A 15,776-nucleotide genomic window follows, 5' to 3' on the forward strand; every position below is an offset into this window, starting at 1 on the left:
CCCCCCCGCCCCGTTTGTAAAAACTTTACCCGAACTTTACCTTCCCTTGACCGGGGCCTTACCGTCTGCCCGGTATCCTTTCGACTCGCGTGCATGAGCGCTTGCAACCGACGATGCGAAGGGGAGTCCCGCGTGAACGCTCCGATGGAAACCGTGTTCGGCCTGCTCGGCGGACTGGCCGTGTTCCTGTTCGGCATGAACATGATGTCCGAGAGCCTGCAGAAGGCCGCCGGCGCCAAGATGAAGTCGATCCTGTCCATGCTCACCTCGAACCCGGTGCTGGGCGTGCTGGCGGGCGCGGTGGCCACCGCCGTGCTGCAAAGCTCCAGCGCCACCACGGTCATGGCCATCGGCTTCGTCAGCGCGCGCCTCATGACGCTGCGCCAGGCCATCGCCGTCATATTCGGCGCCAACATCGGCACCACCATGACCGCGCAGCTCATGGCGTTCAAGCTCAGCGACTACATCTGGCTCATCGTGTTCGTCGGCTTCATCGTGTGGTTCGCGGCGAAGGACGAGCGCGTCAAGAACATCGGCCAGACCGTGTTCGCGTTCGGCCTGCTGTTCGTGGGCATCGACACCATGGGCGCGGTCATGAAGCCGCTCGCGCAAAGCGAGGTGTTCCTGGCGATGATCGACCAGGTGAAGGATATCCCCGCGCTCGGCGTTGCGGCGGGCACCGTGATGACGCTGGTCGTGCAAAGCTCCAGCGCCACCATCGCGGTGCTGCAGAGCTTCGCCTCGCAGCCCGGCCCCGACGGCGTGACCAGCGTGCTGGGCCTCCAGGGATCCATCCCCATCCTGCTCGGCGACAACATCGGCACCACCATCACGGCGCTCCTGGCCTGTATCGGGCAGTCTCGCGACGCGAAGCGCACCGCCGTGGCGCATAGCGTGTTCAACGTCACGGGCGCGTTCGTGTTCATCTGGTTCGTGCCGCTTATCGCGCAGTTCGTGCAGCTTCTCACGCCCGGCCCCGAGCTGGACGTCATCGCGCGCCAGATCGCGAACGCGCACACCACGTTCAACATCGTCTGCACGCTTCTATGGCTGCCGTTCATCGGGGCTATGGTGAAGATCGTGACGTTTCTCGTGCCGGGCAAGGCGGGCGAGGCGGCGCCGGGCGCGCTCGTCGTCCTTGACGACAAGATCCTCGGTCAGCCGGTGTTCGCCATCAGGATGTTCGGCGAGGAGCTGCAGAAGTACTGCGACAAGGTGCGCGCCATGCTGGCTGCGCTGCCCGAGGCCATCGCGAACCGGGACGCCGCCGCGCTCAAGGCGCTCCAAGCCGATTGCGCGCAGGTGGAAGCCGCGGAAAGCGAGCTTGCGAATTACGCGGTGGAGCTGCTGAGCGCCGGCGCGACGTCCGAGCGGCAGGCTGCGGAGATATCCGACCTCATGTTCATCGTGGACGCGGCGGGCCGCATCGGCTCGCGCTGCGGCGAAGCGGCCGCGCTGTACGGCGAGCGCCTCTCGTCGAAGAAGCCCTTCTCGGACGAGGCGCGCGAGGAGCTGGCCGAAAGCGCCGCGATGGTGGCGGACATGTACGACGCGGTGCTGCGGTTCCTGAGCGACGGAGGCACCGCCTCCGAGCAGGTGCTCGACGAGCGTCGCCGCCAGATCGTCAAGCGGCAGAGCCGGGCGCGCAAGGCCCACTTCCGCCGCGTGGGCAGCCGGCAGTGCGCGCCTGAGAACAAGGCGGTGTACAACCAGCTGCTGCTGTGCCTGGAGCGCGCGGGCAACGAGTGCTCGAACCTCGTGGAGCACGGCGCCGAGCTGTCCATGTGGGGCGACGCGCTGGGCGCCGACCGTCCCGGTTCGCATGACGGGGGAGCGCCGCCGGTCGCGAAGCGTTCCGAAGCGCCTGTCGACGAGCTGGCGGAGGCGCTTGCGTAGCGGCCCCTGCGCTTGCGCAGATTGCGCGCGTTTGCCAGTTGCCGGAGGGGAAAAGCGGTAGAATACGAAAGCTTTGTTTCACCTCCATCCGTCAGGAGACTGCTCATATGTCAATCGATATCGACAGCTTGAACGGGCCGCAGCGCGAGGCGGTCGTCACCGTCGACGGGCCGCTGCTCGTGCTCGCCGGCGCCGGCTCGGGCAAGACGCGCGTGCTCACGTACCGTATCGCGAACCTCATCGAGAACCACGACGTGGCTCCGTGGGAGATCCTCGCCATCACGTTCACGAACAAGGCGGCCGCCGAGATGCGCGAGCGCCTGAACGGCCTGGTGGGCCCTCGCTGCCGCGGCATGTGGGTGTCGACGTTCCACAGCATGTGCGTGCGCATGCTGCGCTCCGACGCCGAGAAGCTGGGATTCACGCGCAACTTCACCATCTACGACACCGACGACCAGAAGCGCCTGTACAAGGAGATCATGGCCGAGCTGGACATCGACCCAAAGCGCTTCCCTGTGAACGCCCTCATGAACCGCATCTCCACGGCGAAGAACGAGCTCGTCGTGCCGAGCGCCTTCGAGAAGGAAGCGGGCGACCCGGTGGGGAAGGTGGCTTCGCGCGTGTACTCCCGCTTGCAGGAGCGCCTCAAAGCCGCGAACGCCTTCGACTTCGACGACCTTCTGCTATACGCCTACCTGCTGCTGAAGAACCACGAAGACGTGCGGTCGGCCTACCAGCAGCGCTTCCGCTACATCATGGTGGACGAGTACCAGGACACGAACCACGCCCAGTACTCCATCACGGGGCTTTTGGCCGAGGGGCACAAGAACATCATGGTGGTGGGCGACGATGACCAGTCCATCTACTCGTGGCGCGGCGCCGACCTGCGCAACATCCTTGAGTTCGAGCAGGACTACCCGACGGCGCACACCGTGAAGCTCGAGCAGAACTACCGCAGCGTGGGCAACGTTCTGGCGGCTGCGAACGCCGTCATCGCGAACAACCAGCACCGCAAGGCGAAGAAGCTGTTCACCAGCGCCGAGGACGGCGACAAGATCCAGGTGTACATGGCCGCCGACGAGCGCGACGAAGGCCGCTGGATCGCCGGCGAGATCGAGAAGCAGCGCGCGGCGGGGCTGTCGTACAATCAGGTGGCCGTGTTCTACCGCACGAACGCGCAGAGCCGCATGCTGGAAGACATGCTGCTGCGCGCTGGCGTGCCGTACCGCATCGTCGGCGGCACGCGCTTCTTCGACCGCGCCGAGATCCGCGACGTCATGGCCTACCTCACGCTCGTCGTGAACCCGGCCGACGACATCGCCGCGAAGCGCGTCATCAACGTGCCGAGGCGCGGCATCGGCAAGACCACCATCGAGCGCATCGAGCAGTTCGCCCGCGAGATGGGCATGACGTTCATGGAGGGCGCCGAGCTGGCCATCGTCGATCCGGAGCTGCGCGCGTCGGCGCGCCAGGCCATCGGGGAGTTCGTGGGCCTCGTCAACGAGGCGCGCACCTACGGCGGCGATTTGCGCAAGGTCATCGAGACGATCATCGACAAGAGCGGCCTCATCGGCGCGCTGCAGGCCGAGAACACCGACGAGGCGCGCGGCCGCATCGAGAACATCCAGGAGTTCCTCGGCGTCGTCGACGAGTTCACCGAAACCCACGAGGACGAGGACGCGCTGTACGAGGCGCCCACGGCCGAGCCGGCCGACGCCCCCGCGCTCGCCCCCGTCCCCTCGTCCGCCGACGCCCTCGCGGGTTCGTTCTACGCCTTCGCGGGCGCGAACGAGCTTGCGGCTCCGGCCGAGGAAAGCCCCGTGCGCGTCCTGCGCGGCGACTCGCTGGCCGATTTCATCGAGTGGGTGCGCCTGCGCACCGACCTCGACACGGTGGCCGAGGACGGCCACGCCGTCACCATGATGACCGTGCACTCGTCGAAAGGCCTCGAGTTCGACTGCGTGTTCGTGGCCGGCATGGAGGAGACGCTGTTCCCCCACATGAACAGCGTGGGCGATGCGGCCGGCATCGAGGAGGAGCGCAGGCTGGCGTACGTGGCCATCACGCGCGCCCGCAAGAAGCTGTTCCTCACCTGCGCCTACGCGCGCCAGATCTTCGGCCAGACATCGTCGAACCCCATCTCGCGCTTCATCCAGGAGATCCCCTCCGAGCTGCGCCAGACCACGGGCCTCGGCTCGGCGGGCTTCAGCGGCACGGGCTGGGAGAAGCGCGGCAGCCGCAAGGGCATCGCCGGCAGCGGCACCGAGGCGGGCGGCGGCCGCGTGTTCGGCCGCTCCAGCGCGTCGGGTTCGTCCGGCCGCAGCGACGAGCGCGCCGCGCGCGTGGGCGGTTCCTACGTGCGCCCGGGCGCCGAGAAGAAGGCCGCCGCGAAGATGACGTTCTCCACGGGCGACACCGTGGACCACAAGACGTTCGGCCGCGGCAAGGTGACGAAGGTGGACGGCGACACGCTGTTCGTGAAGTTCTCCAAAACCGGTCAAACGAAGAAGCTTCTCAAAGATTACGCGCCCATCGTCAAGATCGGCTAGCGCGAGGCCCGCATCGGAAACGGTGCGGCCTCGTCGTTTTTAGGCGTTTCGGCTTCTTCTTTCGCCCAGGCTCTTGCAACGCGGTGCGCTATACCGCATGATAGACGCGTCGATGACGTGCGGTCGCCACCGATCTGCAACCCCGCGCTCTTCGTCCGGCTGGCGAGAGAAAGAGGTTCACCATGAAGATCGTTACCGACTCTTCCGTTATGTTCTCGGTGGAGGAGGGCGCGCGGCGCGGCATGGCCGTGCTTCCGCTCGTCGTGACCATCGACGGCCAAAGCTGGCTCGAATACGAGGACGTGTCGGCCGAGGAGTTCTTGGCGAAGGTACGCGCGGGCGCGCTGCCGCAGAGCGCATCGCCTCCTCCGGCGCTCACCCTGAAGGCTTACGACACCGACGAAGAGGTGATTCACCTCGCCATGGCCGACGGGCTGTCGGGCGCCTACGAGGTGGCGTGCGGCCTCGTCAAGCAGGCGCGCCGTCCCGATCGCGTGCATGTGGTGAACACGCGCACGCTGTGCGTGCCCCATCGGGTGTTGGCCTGCACGGCGGTGCGGCTGGCCGAACAGGGGGCGGACGCAAGGGCCGTCCTCGAGACGCTGCATGCCCAGATCGCTACCGCTCACTCCTACCTCATTCCCGAAGATTTCGACTACCTGCGCCGCGGCGGGCGCCTCACGCCGCTCGCGGCGACGTTCGCTCATCTCGTGAAGGCGTTTCCCGTCATGAAGCAGACCGACGACGGTACGCGCCTCGAGAAGATGAAGGTGGCGCGCTCGTTCGCGAAAGCCGTTAACGCCATCGCCGACGACCTGGAGGCTCGGGGCGTGGGCGATGGCTTCTTCCTGGGCGTGAGCCATGCAGACAACCGCGTGCAGGCCGACGAGGCGTCCGGTATGCTGTCCGAGCGCTTTCCGGGATGCCGCCACGGCGTCTTCGACCTGGGCCCCGCGTTCATCACGCAGGGCGGCCCCGGCTGCCTTGCCATACAAGCTGTCGACCTGGGAGCTTATCCCGATCTCGATTTGGATTAACCGAGGGGCCCGGGATGCGGGCCCCTCGGTGCAGATGCCCGTTCCGGTTGTTCGCCCGCCGAGTCTCGGCCGGCGCGCTAGTTGCACCCCGGGCAGTAGGCGCAGGCCGTCGGCGCGGCGGCTATGCCCCCGAGAGCGCTTTCGCGCAGTTCGAACGGCAAGGTTCGACCCACTTTTCGCATAGCCTCCACCGTCTGGTCGAAGTCGACCAGGTTGCCGATGCCTGCGAGTGCGATCTGCGCGCTGACCAGCGCGACGGCGGCGCCGGCAGCGTTGCGCTTCTGGCAAGGTTCCTCGACAAGACCCGCGATGGGGTCGCATACGAGGCCCATCATGTTGGTCAGCGCGTTGCTGGCCGCGTCGAGGCATTGGGCGGGCGCGCCGCCCATGAGCTCAACCGACGCCGCCGCGGCCATCGCGGCGGCCGAGCCGATCTCGGCCTGGCAGCCGCCTTCCGCGCCCGATACCGTGGCGTTGCGCGTGATGAGGTACCCGATGGCGGCGGCCGCCGCCAGGCCGCGCGCAAGATCGCCATCCGACAGCCCGCGCGTGCGCTGCAGCGCCAGCAGCACGCCGGGCAGCACGCCAGACGATCCAGCCGTGGGCGCGGCCACGATGCGACCCATCGACGCGTTCGTCTCCAGCACCGCCATCGCGTAGGCGATGGCGCACGACAGCTGGTCGTCGCACAGCTCGCCGTCGCGCTCGCGCAGATCGGCCAGCTTGCGCGCTTCGCCGCCTATGAGGCCGCCCATGGAAGGCAGCGCTTCGTCGATGGGGCGCTGCGCGGCGCATTTCATCACGTCCAGCGTCTCGTGCAAATACGCGAGGGAGCGGTCGGCGTACCCCAAGCTCTCGGCCAGCGCCGCCTCGCGGGCGAGAAACGCCTCCGATAGCGTCGTGCCGTGCTTTTCGCACCATGCCAGAAGCGCGGCTCCGGTGCCGAAGTCCGCCTCGGCGAACCGCTGCAGCGCCTCCTCCGCGTCGGGCGCGTCAACGGACCCGCAGCCGGGGCGCGCGTCGCCGGGAATGACGCGCACGTCCAGGATGGCGGGGTGGTCCTCGATGGCGGCCTTCGCGGCGCCGTCCACCTCTTGGTCGGTTTCCAGCACGGTGTAGGCGATGTCGCCTTTGCGCTCGCGGTACATGCGCGTGGTGGCGATGTTCACGCCTTCGTCGCTGATGCTCTGCGCGATGTGCGCCAGCACGCCGGTCTCGTCGCGCTGGCGCACGACGATGCTCGTGCTCTCGCCGGTGATGCGCACGTCGATGTCGTCGATCTTGCGGATGACGGCCGCTCCGCCTCCGATGCTCTCGCCGCGCACGCTCATCGCGTTGCCCGCGGCGTCCACGATGTGCATGTCGATGGTGTTGGGATGGTCGTATTCCGCGTCGGGAAGCGTGACGAACGAGAACGCGAGTCCCGCATCCCCCGCAAGCTGAAACGAGTCGCGGATGCGCAGGTCGTCGGCGGCCAGCCCCAGCATGCCCGCCACGAGGGCCTTGTCGGTTCCGTGCCCGGTCAGCGTGTGCGCGAACGACCCCAGCAGCCTGAACTCCACCGTCTTCGGCTCGGCCAGGCACAGCCGTCGAGCCATGTAGGCGATACGCAGCGCGCCCGCCGTGTGCGAGCTCGAAGGACCCACCATGATGGGGCCGATGACGTCGGAGAGGCCGAGAGTTTTCATAGATGCTCCTCGATTGACGGGTAGGGAAGGGGGCGGGCGCGGGGATGGTGCGCGCCTATGGTATCACGGACTGTCGCAGCCGTCTCGTGCGCTCTTTCTGGCTCTTTCGTGACGTTTGCGCTCGAAAAGGCTGATCGGCCGCCGTTCGCTTCGCTGGTGCCGCTATACTGTGGCTCTCGGCGCCGCGCGGCTCGGTATGCGGCGGCGAACACCCTCATGACAAGCTAAGCGAGCGGGATGCGGCGTGCGTGCGGCATCCCCGGGTAAGGAGTACAGCAATGTCGGCACCGATCATCGTCGTGGGCCACAAGAACCCGGACAACGATTCCATCTCCTCGGCAGTGGGCTACGCCTACCTGAAGAACGAGCTGGCGCGCCGTGCGGCCGGCGAGGGGGAGCCGTTCCAGACGTACGTTCCCGCCCGCTTGGGGCCGTTGCCTCCGGAGAGCGCCTGGGTTCTGGAAGAGAGCGGTATCCCCGCGCCCGAGATCGTGGGTCACGTGCATGCGCGCGTCGGAGACGTGATGACGCCGAGCCCTATATCCATCAGCCATAACGCCACGCTGCTCGAAGCGGGTCGCCTGCTGCGCCAGTACAACGTGCGCGCGCTCGTGGTGACGAACGACGACGGCACCTACCGTGGACTCATCACCACGCGCATGATCGCCGAGCGCTACATCGCCGCCACCGACGCCCTCGAGGACGGAGGGGCGAACGAGATGGCGGTCGCCGGCGACCTCATCGCCTCGCTCGGTCAGAAGGTGGACGAGATCACCGAGACCGATGTGCTCATCCTCGACAAGGAGGGCCTGCTCAAGGAGGCTATCGAAGACCTCATGGCCAGCGCGTTGCGCGAGGCCGTCGTGCTGAACGACGACGGCCTCGCCATCGGCATCGTCACGCGCTCGGACGTGGCCGTGCGCCCGAAGCGCAAGGTGGTGCTCGTGGACCACAACGAGACGCGCCAGGCCGCCAACGGCATCGAGGAGGCCGAGGTCGTCGAGATCGTCGACCATCATCGCATCGCCGACGTGATGACTGCCAACCCCATCCAGTTCCTCAACCTTCCCGTGGGCTCCACGGCGACCATCGTCACGATGGAGTTCCGCCGCCACAACGTGGAGATGCCTCCGGCCATCGCGCGCGTGCTGCTGTCGGCCGTGATGACAGACACCGTCATCCTCAAGTCGCCCACCGCCACGCCGACCGATCACGAGCAGGTAGCCTACCTCGCCGGCATCGCGGGCGTCGATCCCACCGAATTCGGCCTTGCCGTGTTCAAGTGCCGCGGCGGCGAGGACGACATGCCCGTCGACAAGCTCGTCGGCGCCGACGCCAAGGAGTTCCAGATCGGCGACGCCACCGTTCTCATCGCGCAGCACGAGACGGTGGATCTTCCCGCCGTCATGAAACGCGAAGAGGAGATCCGCGAGCATATGCGCCGTCTGCGCGACGACCACGGCTACGAGTTCGTGCTGCTGCTGGTCACCGATATCGTGGCCGAGGGCAGCCAGTTCATGTGCGAGGGCAACCGCCGCATCGTCAACCGCGTGTTCGGCATCCATTGCACGGGCGAAGGCGGCACCTGGATGCCCGGCATCCTCAGCAGGAAGAAGCAGGTGGCGGCGAAGATCCTAGGAGCATAGGGGCGAGGGTTCGCGCCAGCGTTCTTCGAAAAACGAGACGAGGAAGCCGTGGAACGCCGCGGCTTCTTTGCTAAGGGGGCCGCTTGTCGGGGCGATCTCGATGGTGCGGGCGAACGGCGCGTCGGCTATGCTCGCCAGGCGCGCGCTGCTGTCGTCGAGGCCTCCCCAGCTGCGTTCGGGCCAAAAGCCCACGCCCAGCCCCAAGCCGATCATGTTCTTCACCACGGCGGGGCTGTCGCTTTCGAACGCCACGCGCGGCACGAACCCGGCATGCGCGCACGCTTCGTCGCATACCGCGCGAAACGTGCGGCTTCCGGCGAGGCAGATGAACGGCTCGTCGGCGAGGTCGGACAGCGGCAGGGGTTCCTGCGAGGCGCGCTCGGCGGGCACGGCGATGCCGATGCGTTCGAAGAAACGGCGAGCGCGGGGGTCCGCGCTCTCTGCGCGCACGGTGCGGACCCGCAGGTCCCAACGTCGGGAGGAGGCTTCCTGCGTCACCACGAAACGTGCGTCGGGATGCGCCAAGCGGTAGGCCGCGATGGCGTCCACCGCCAGCCCCGAGGCCGATTCGATGGCAAGATGGACGGCGGCCCGCTGTTGCCCGGCTACCACGGCAAGCTCCTCGGGCAGCTCGTCGAGGGCCGCCAGCAGCGGCGCGACGCGCTTCTGAAGCGCGTCGCCGCACGCGGTCAGCCGCACGTTGCGTCCCACGCGTTCGAACAGGGTCACGCCCAGCTCGCGTTCGAGCCTGCGGATCGACTGGGTGAGGGCGGGTTGGGCCACGTTGAGCTTCTTCGCGCTGTTCGTCACATGCTGGGTGCGCGCCACTTCGTCGAAGTACCTGAGCTGCTGCAGTTCCATCGGGAGCCTTCCGATCGTTATCCGCTCATCCTATAACATCTATCATATCATTGGAGATGAAATTTATATTGGACAACGCTGGGGCGAGCGCGTAGGGTGGTGCCTGTTGCAGGAAAGCGAGGCCGACGATCGCAGAACGATCCGGCGCGGTAAGGAGATGGTGGGCTCGTGTCAGAGCTCTTGGAAGCGGCCATGCTCGTGTGCTTCGGCTTGTCGTGGCCGCTCAACGCGTACAAGAATTTCAAAGCGGCAACGGCGGCTGGCTCCAGCTGGCAGTTTATCGCCCTGATCACGACAGGTTACATGGCCGGCATCGCCGCGAAGTTCGCATCCGGTTCGGTGAACTGGGTTTTGGCGGTGTACTTGATCAACCTCGCCTGCATCGGCGTCAACTGGATCGTGTACTTTCGCAACCGCCGCCTCGACGCGCAGCGCGAGATCGCGTACGAGGCGGCTGAAGCGTAGGCGCGCGATGCCCGGACGGCGTGCGTCGGGTGCGGGCTACAGCAGCACGCTCGACAGCGCGCGTTTGGGCACGTAGTGCACGCCCGCCTCGTCGCGCCAATACTCGGTGGCGCCGCCTGCCGGAAGGTCGACGATGCGCACGTCTTCGACGGGTTTGCCTAACGCCAACACGAGGTCGGGCTGGAAGCGGTCCGCGTCGACGCCCAGCGCTTCGGCCATGCTCCTCTTTTTGAACGACGCGATGATGCAGCCCCCGAACCCGGCTTCGACGGCCTGCAGCATGATGGTTTGCGCGGCTATTCCCTCGTCCCACGCGGTGAAGGTGTCGGCCAATGTGCGATCGTTGTCGCGGCATACCACGACGTAGGCGCTCGGGCGTTCGCCCGGCACGGGTCCCGGCCAGTCGGGCAGGGCCTTCGCCCATGCGCAGCACGAGAACACGCGCTCGCAGGCGCGCTCGTCGCTGACGATGGCGTAGCGCAGCGGCTGCGCGTTGCCGCTCGAAGCGACCAGTCGCGCGGCGTCCACCCAGGCGGTGAGCAGCTTGCGGTCGATGCGGTCGCTTTCATCGAATCGTCGATAGCTTCGACAGGCTTTGATGATGTCCTGCACTCGGAACCTCCCTCGATTTCGCGGTACGGAGCGCGCGGCCCCGTTGCCCGGGTTCTCGCGCGCACGGTGCTGTTGCTGATTATAATGGCTTTCGGTAACCGAACCCATCGTCGTTGCCGAGCGTTCAAGCTTGGCGGCTGAAGGAGAGAAAGAAGGAACGTCCATGCAAGAGAGCCGTCTGCTCGATCTGTTCTGCGAGCTCGTCCGCATCGAGAGCCCGTCGTTTCACGAGGCCCCGATGGCGGCCCGATGCGCCGACGAGCTGCGCGGGCTCGGGTTCGAGGTGAGCTTCGACGATTCCGCCGAACGTGTCGGCTCGGATACCGGCAACCTCGTCGCTCGTCTTCCGGGAACGCGGACGGGGCACGTGGTGTTCTCGGCGCATATGGACACCGTGCAGCCGTGCGCGGGCATCGAGCCCGTCGTCGTGGACGGGGTCGTGCGCTCGGCGGGCGACACCATCCTGTCGGCCGACGACAAGGCCGGCGTGGCCGCCATCTTCGAGGGCGTGCGCTCGGCCGTCGAGTCCGGCTCGCCTCGACCCGACGTCACCGTGCTGCTCACCACCTGCGAGGAGCAGCATCTGCTGGGTTCGAGCGCGCTGGCCGACGGCCTGCTGCCCGCGGGCGCGCCTTGCTACGTGTTGGACGCCGACGGCGCTCCGGGCACCATCATCACGGGCGCCCCGTGCCATTGGTCGCTCAACGCGACGTTCTCGGGACGCGCCGCGCATGCGGGCGTGTGCCCCGAAGAGGGCGTGTCGGCCATCGCCATGGCCGCCGCGGCCGTCTCGTCCATGCCGCTCGGCCGGCTCGACGAGGCCACCACGGCGAACGTCGGGTTCATCGAGGGCGGCGGCGCGACGAACGTCGTGCCGGACACGTGCGCGCTGGCGGGGGAGTGCCGCTCGCTGTACGCCGAGCGCGCCGAGGCTCAGAAAGCGGCCATGACCGAGGCGCTGGAGGCCGCCGCCGCGCGCTTCGGAGGCGCGGTGAGCATCGAGTGGACGAAGAGCTACGACGCCGTGCTGTTCGACGAGGAGGACGAACTCGTGCAGGCCATCGTCCGCGCCTCCCGAGCGGCCGGCCTCGAGCCGCGGTTCCATCGCTCCGGCGGCGGCTCCGATGCCAACGTGCTCGCCGCCCGCGGGGTGCGTCCCGTCACGTTGGGCGTGGGCATGGCCGCCTTCCATTCCGTCGACGAGCACATCGCCGTGGACGACCTGGAGGGCGCTGCCCGCCTCGTGGAGGCTCTCATCGCCGAAGGCGCGCAGTAGGCCGCGCGCGACGGGCGCGTCTCATGCGGGCTTCCGAAGGCGATGCCGCGTAAGCCGAGCGCCGCCGCAAGATGAAGGCGGCCGAAGAGGGTTCGCGCATCTGGGAGCGCTTTTTCGCCGATCGACGCCGGTCGCGCGGCGACGCGGTTCGGATCGTGCAGGAAGCCGCCGCGCTCGATGCGGCGCTGTACTGCACGGCCCTGTGCTCGCCGCCGCCCAGCGCATCCAGGCCGACTACCTGGTCACCTCCGACAAACGGCTTGCCCGGAGCGCACCGGTGGCGTGCCTGGACGTTCCGGACATGCTCGCGCTGCTCCAAGCCGCGAAAGTCGACGGGGATGGCGGCGATACGCTGCCGACGGGTTCGAAGTATTTTTGAGAAACGGTGGACTTTTCGCCACGGATTCGTCACCAGTGTGGGTTTCACCTGCGATAACGGTTGTCAAGAGGTATAGATACTCCCGGATGCGTGGCGTTTGACAACCCTGAGGGGCGATGGTAGAGTTCACCTTCGCGTCTCCGAGGAGGCGAGCGTTTTCGTGTGCGCATCAGCTGAACGCACTTGGAAACGGTGTTCAAGCGAGCGTCTATAGAGTATGTAGACGTCTCGGACAAGCAAGAGGTAAAAGGAGAGAAGCTTTGCCTACCATCAACCAGCTGGTCCGCAAGGGCCGCAAGAAGGCAGTCGACAAGAGCAAGACGCCTGCCCTGAAGGGCAACCCGCAGAAGCGCGGCGTGTGCACCCGCGTGTTCACGACCACGCCGAAGAAGCCGAACTCGGCTCTGCGCAAGGTTTGCCGCGTGCGCCTCGTCAACGGCATGGAAGTGACCGCCTACATCCCGGGCGTCGGCCATAACCTCCAGGAGCACTCCATGGTGCTGCTGCGCGGCGGCCGCGTGAAGGACCTCCCCGGTGTGCGCTACAAGGTCATCCGCGCCGCGCTCGACTGCGCCGCCGTGGACAACCGCAAGCAGGCTCGCAGCCGCTACGGTGCCAAGCGCCCGAAGTAACACCCGCTAAGACGCGCGGGCCGCAGCAACCGACCGAGCCCAAAGGGGGCAGGCGGGCGGCCTAATGAACGGAGAGAAAGCCGTTCCGAAGCGCGCAGGACCTAGAAGGAGAACACATGCCGCGTCGTGCAGCAGCAGTCCGCCGCGAAGTACAGCCGGACGCCCAGTACAACAACCGTCTCGTCACGCAGCTGATCAACAAGATCCTGCTTGACGGCAAGAAGGCCACCGCCGAGAACATCGTCTACGGTGCGTTCGCCATCGTCGAGGAGAAGACCGGCGGCGATCCGCTGGCCGTCTTCAAGAAGGCAATGGACAACGTCCGCCCCACGCTCGAAGTCAAGCCGAAGCGTGTCGGCGGCGCCACCTACCAGGTGCCGATGGAGGTCAACTCCCGTCGTGCTACCACGCTCGCCATTCGCTGGATCGTCGACTTCTCGCGCAAGCGCAAGGAGCACACGATGAAGGAGCGCCTCGCCGCCGAGATCATGGATGCCGCCGAGAACACCGGCGCGTCAGTGAAGAAGCGTGAAGACCTGTACAAGATGGCCGAGTCGAACCGTGCGTTCTCGCACTACCGCTTCTAAGGGAGGATTCGACTCATGGCGAAAATCGAACTGAAGGATACGCGCAACATCGGCATCATGGCCCACATCGACGCGGGCAAGACGACGACCACCGAGCGCATCCTCTACTACACGGGCAAGACCCACAAGATCGGCGAGGTGCACGACGGCGCCGCGACGATGGACTGGATGGTGCAGGAGCAGGAACGCGGCGTGACCATCACCGCCGCTGCCACCACGTGCTTCTGGAAGTACCCCGGCGGAGCTGACAACGGCAAAGAGTACCGTTTCCAGATTATCGACACTCCCGGCCACGTGGACTTCACGGCCGAGGTCGAGCGTTCGCTTCGCGTGCTCGACGGCGCTGTCGCGGTGTTCGACGCCGTCGCCGGCGTGCAGCCGCAGTCCGAGACGGTGTGGCGCCAGGCAAGCCGCTACGGCGTGCCCCGCATCGCCTACATCAACAAGTACGACCGCGTGGGCGCCGACTTCTTCCATGCGATCGAGACCATGAAGGATCGCCTGGGCGCGCCGGCTGTCGCCGCGCAGATGCCCATGGGCGCCGAGGACAACTTCTGGGGCGTCATCGACCTGGTCACCATGACCGCGTGGGACTTCAAGGCCGACGACAAGGGCATGACCTACCCCGAGGCCATGGACGCCATCCCGGCCGAGTTCGCCGAAGAGGCCGAGCTGCGCCACCAGGAGCTGGTGGAAGCCGCCGCCGACTGCGACGACGCTCTCATGGAGAAGGTCCTCATGGAGGAAGAGGTGACGGTTGACGAGCTGAAGGCCGCCATCCGCAAGGGCACCATCGCCTGCCAGATCCACCCCGTGTTCGTGGGCTCGTCCTACAAGAACAAGGGCGTGCAGGAGCTCCTCGACGCCGTGGTCGACTACATGCCGTCCCCGATCGACGTGCCGGCCATCAAGGGCACGAACCCGGACACGGGCGAGGAAGACGAGCGTCCCTCCGACGTGAAGGCGCCGTTCTCCGCTCTGGCCTTCAAGATCATGACGGATCCGTTCGTGGGCAAGCTCACCTACCTCCGCGTGTACTCGGGCCAGCTCGATTCCGGCTCCTACGTGTCCAACGCCTCGAAGGGCAAGAAGGAGCGCATCGGCCGTTTGCTGCAGATGCACTCGAACCAGCGCGTCGATATCGACGGCTGCGCCGCGGGCGACATCGTCGCCGTCGTGGGCTTGAAGGACACGTCGACCGGCGACACGCTGTGCGACGCTGATCATCCGATCATCCTCGAGTCCATGGAGTTCGCCGAGCCGGTCATCGACATCGCCGTCGAGCCGAAGACGAAGGCCGAGCAGGACAAGATGGGCATCGCGCTGCAGAAGCTGGCCGAGGAGGACCCGACGTTCCGCGTGTCCACCAACCAGGAGACCGGCCAGACCATCATCGCCGGCATGGGCGAGCTGCACCTCGAGATCATCGTCGACCGCCTGCTGCGCGAGTTCAAGGTCGAGGCGAACGTGGGCAAGCCTCAGGTCGCCTACCGCGAGACGGCCACGCAGGAAGCTCGCAACGTCGAGGGCAAGTTCGTGCGCCAGTCCGGCGGTCGCGGCCAGTACGGCCATGCGGTCATCAACCTGATCCCGCAGGAAGCCGGCAAGGGCTACGAGTTCGAGAACAAGATCGTGGGCGGCGTGATCCCCAAGGAGTACATCACCCCGATCGACAAGGGCATCCAGGAAGCCATCAACTCGGGCGTGCTTGCGGGCTACCCGGTCGTGGACATCAAGATCGAGCTTATCGACGGTTCGTACCACGACGTCGACTCCTCCGAGGCGGCGTTCAAGGTCGCCGGTTCGATGGCGGTCAAGGCTGCGCTCAAGAAGGCCGCTCCGGTCATTCTCGAGCCGATGATGGCCGTCGAGGTCGAGACGCCCGAGGAGTACATGGGCGACGTCATGGGCAACCTGTCCAGCCGTCGCGGCCAGATCCAGGGCATGGGCGATCGCGGCAACGCCAAGACCATCAAGGCGAAGGTTCCGCTGTCCGAGATGTTCGGTTACGCCACCGACCTGCGTTCGACGACGCAGGGCCGCGCTTCGTACACGATGCAGTTCGATTCGTACGAGGCAGTGCCGAAGAACGTGGCGGAGGAAATTATCAGCAAGGCCGGCGGCAACGCCTAGGGCGTGCGCGCGAGC

General features: G+C 66.6%; 12 protein-coding genes. 9 read left to right on the forward strand and 3 right to left on the reverse strand.

What is annotated here, in order from left to right; all coding sequences use genetic code 11:
* The first annotated feature begins 132 nt into the window (after nt 1-132).
* From GT590_RS11755 to GT590_RS11765, 3 genes are all read left to right on the forward strand, one after another.
* Nucleotides 133-1,896, forward strand: a complete 1,764-nt coding sequence (locus GT590_RS11755; RefSeq protein ID WP_015760300.1) for a Na/Pi cotransporter family protein — start codon at nt 133-135, stop codon at nt 1,894-1,896.
* 107 nt (nt 1,897-2,003) lie between these two features.
* Nucleotides 2,004-4,445, forward strand: a complete 2,442-nt coding sequence (locus tag GT590_RS11760) for an ATP-dependent helicase (protein WP_015760301.1) — start codon at nt 2,004-2,006, stop codon at nt 4,443-4,445.
* 182 nt (nt 4,446-4,627) lie between these two features.
* A complete protein-coding gene (locus tag GT590_RS11765; protein ID WP_015760302.1) occupies nt 4,628-5,482 on the forward strand; it encodes a DegV family protein in 855 nt (284 codons plus the stop codon).
* A 77-nt stretch (nt 5,483-5,559) separates the two neighbouring features.
* Here the strand turns inward: GT590_RS11765 and sdaAA are convergent, their stop codons facing one another.
* The gene (sdaAA, locus tag GT590_RS11770) at nt 5,560-7,170 is read right to left on the reverse strand and encodes an L-serine ammonia-lyase, iron-sulfur-dependent, subunit alpha (protein ID WP_015760303.1); all 1,611 of its coding nucleotides are present in this window, start codon (nt 7,168-7,170) and stop codon (nt 5,560-5,562) included.
* Between the two features lie 278 nt (nt 7,171-7,448).
* Between sdaAA and GT590_RS11775 the strand changes: the two genes are divergently transcribed.
* Nucleotides 7,449-8,816: a putative manganese-dependent inorganic diphosphatase gene (locus GT590_RS11775; RefSeq protein WP_015760304.1), complete on the forward strand. Its 1,368-nt coding sequence runs from the start codon at nt 7,449-7,451 to the stop codon at nt 8,814-8,816.
* Here the strand turns inward: GT590_RS11775 and GT590_RS11780 are convergent.
* Nucleotides 8,805-9,677, reverse strand: coding sequence for a LysR family transcriptional regulator (locus GT590_RS11780; RefSeq protein ID WP_015760305.1), 873 nt, complete (start codon nt 9,675-9,677; stop codon nt 8,805-8,807). The genes GT590_RS11775 and GT590_RS11780 overlap by 12 nt on opposite strands.
* A gap of 168 nt (nt 9,678-9,845) precedes the next feature.
* On the opposite strand from GT590_RS11780, the gene GT590_RS11785 reads away from it, so the two are divergent.
* Nucleotides 9,846-10,142: a hypothetical protein gene (locus tag GT590_RS11785; RefSeq protein ID WP_009304905.1), complete on the forward strand. Its 297-nt coding sequence runs from the start codon at nt 9,846-9,848 to the stop codon at nt 10,140-10,142.
* Nucleotides 10,143-10,178: 36 nt separating this feature from the next.
* Here GT590_RS11785 and GT590_RS11790 read toward each other — a convergent pair whose 3' ends face one another.
* The gene (locus tag GT590_RS11790; RefSeq protein WP_009304904.1) at nt 10,179-10,754 is read right to left on the reverse strand and encodes a nitroreductase family protein; all 576 of its coding nucleotides are present in this window, start codon (nt 10,752-10,754) and stop codon (nt 10,179-10,181) included.
* Nucleotides 10,755-10,917: 163 nt separating this feature from the next.
* Here GT590_RS11790 and GT590_RS11795 point away from each other — a divergent pair, with 163 nt between their 5' ends.
* From GT590_RS11795 to fusA, 4 genes are all read left to right on the forward strand, one after another.
* On the forward strand, nt 10,918-12,030 hold the full coding sequence (locus tag GT590_RS11795) for a M20/M25/M40 family metallo-hydrolase (RefSeq protein WP_015760306.1): 1,113 nt from the start codon (nt 10,918-10,920) through the stop codon (nt 12,028-12,030).
* 639 nt (nt 12,031-12,669) lie between these two features.
* Nucleotides 12,670-13,041, forward strand: a complete 372-nt coding sequence (gene rpsL / locus GT590_RS11800; protein WP_009304902.1) for a 30S ribosomal protein S12 — start codon at nt 12,670-12,672, stop codon at nt 13,039-13,041.
* Nucleotides 13,042-13,157: 116 nt separating this feature from the next.
* The gene (gene rpsG, locus GT590_RS11805; RefSeq protein WP_009304901.1) at nt 13,158-13,628 is read left to right on the forward strand and encodes a 30S ribosomal protein S7; all 471 of its coding nucleotides are present in this window, start codon (nt 13,158-13,160) and stop codon (nt 13,626-13,628) included.
* A 15-nt stretch (nt 13,629-13,643) separates the two neighbouring features.
* Entirely contained in the window at nt 13,644-15,761 is a 2,118-nt protein-coding gene (fusA, locus tag GT590_RS11810; protein WP_009304900.1) for an elongation factor G, read from the forward strand.
* The last annotated feature ends 15 nt before the right edge of the window (nt 15,762-15,776 follow it).

The sequence above is a fragment of the Eggerthella sp. BIOML-A1 genome (genome assembly GCF_009875595.1).
GTDB lineage: Bacteria > Actinomycetota > Coriobacteriia > Coriobacteriales > Eggerthellaceae > Eggerthella > Eggerthella lenta.

Excerpts from the sequence above, each read along its gene's own strand:
- GT590_RS11760 (WP_015760301.1), top strand. The coding sequence starts at position 2,004 with ATGTCAATCGATATCGACAGCTTGAACGGGCCGCAGCGCGAGGCGGTC.
- GT590_RS11765 (WP_015760302.1), top strand. The coding sequence starts at position 4,628 with ATGAAGATCGTTACCGACTCTTCCGTTATGTTCTCGGTGGAGGAGGGC.
- sdaAA (WP_015760303.1), bottom strand. The coding sequence starts at position 7,170 with ATGAAAACTCTCGGCCTCTCCGACGTCATCGGCCCCATCATGGTGGGT.
- GT590_RS11775 (WP_015760304.1), top strand. The coding sequence starts at position 7,449 with ATGTCGGCACCGATCATCGTCGTGGGCCACAAGAACCCGGACAACGAT.
- GT590_RS11780 (WP_015760305.1), bottom strand. The coding sequence starts at position 9,677 with ATGGAACTGCAGCAGCTCAGGTACTTCGACGAAGTGGCGCGCACCCAG.
- GT590_RS11795 (WP_015760306.1), top strand. The coding sequence starts at position 10,918 with ATGCAAGAGAGCCGTCTGCTCGATCTGTTCTGCGAGCTCGTCCGCATC.
- rpsG (WP_009304901.1), top strand. The coding sequence starts at position 13,158 with ATGCCGCGTCGTGCAGCAGCAGTCCGCCGCGAAGTACAGCCGGACGCC.
- fusA (WP_009304900.1), top strand. The coding sequence starts at position 13,644 with ATGGCGAAAATCGAACTGAAGGATACGCGCAACATCGGCATCATGGCC.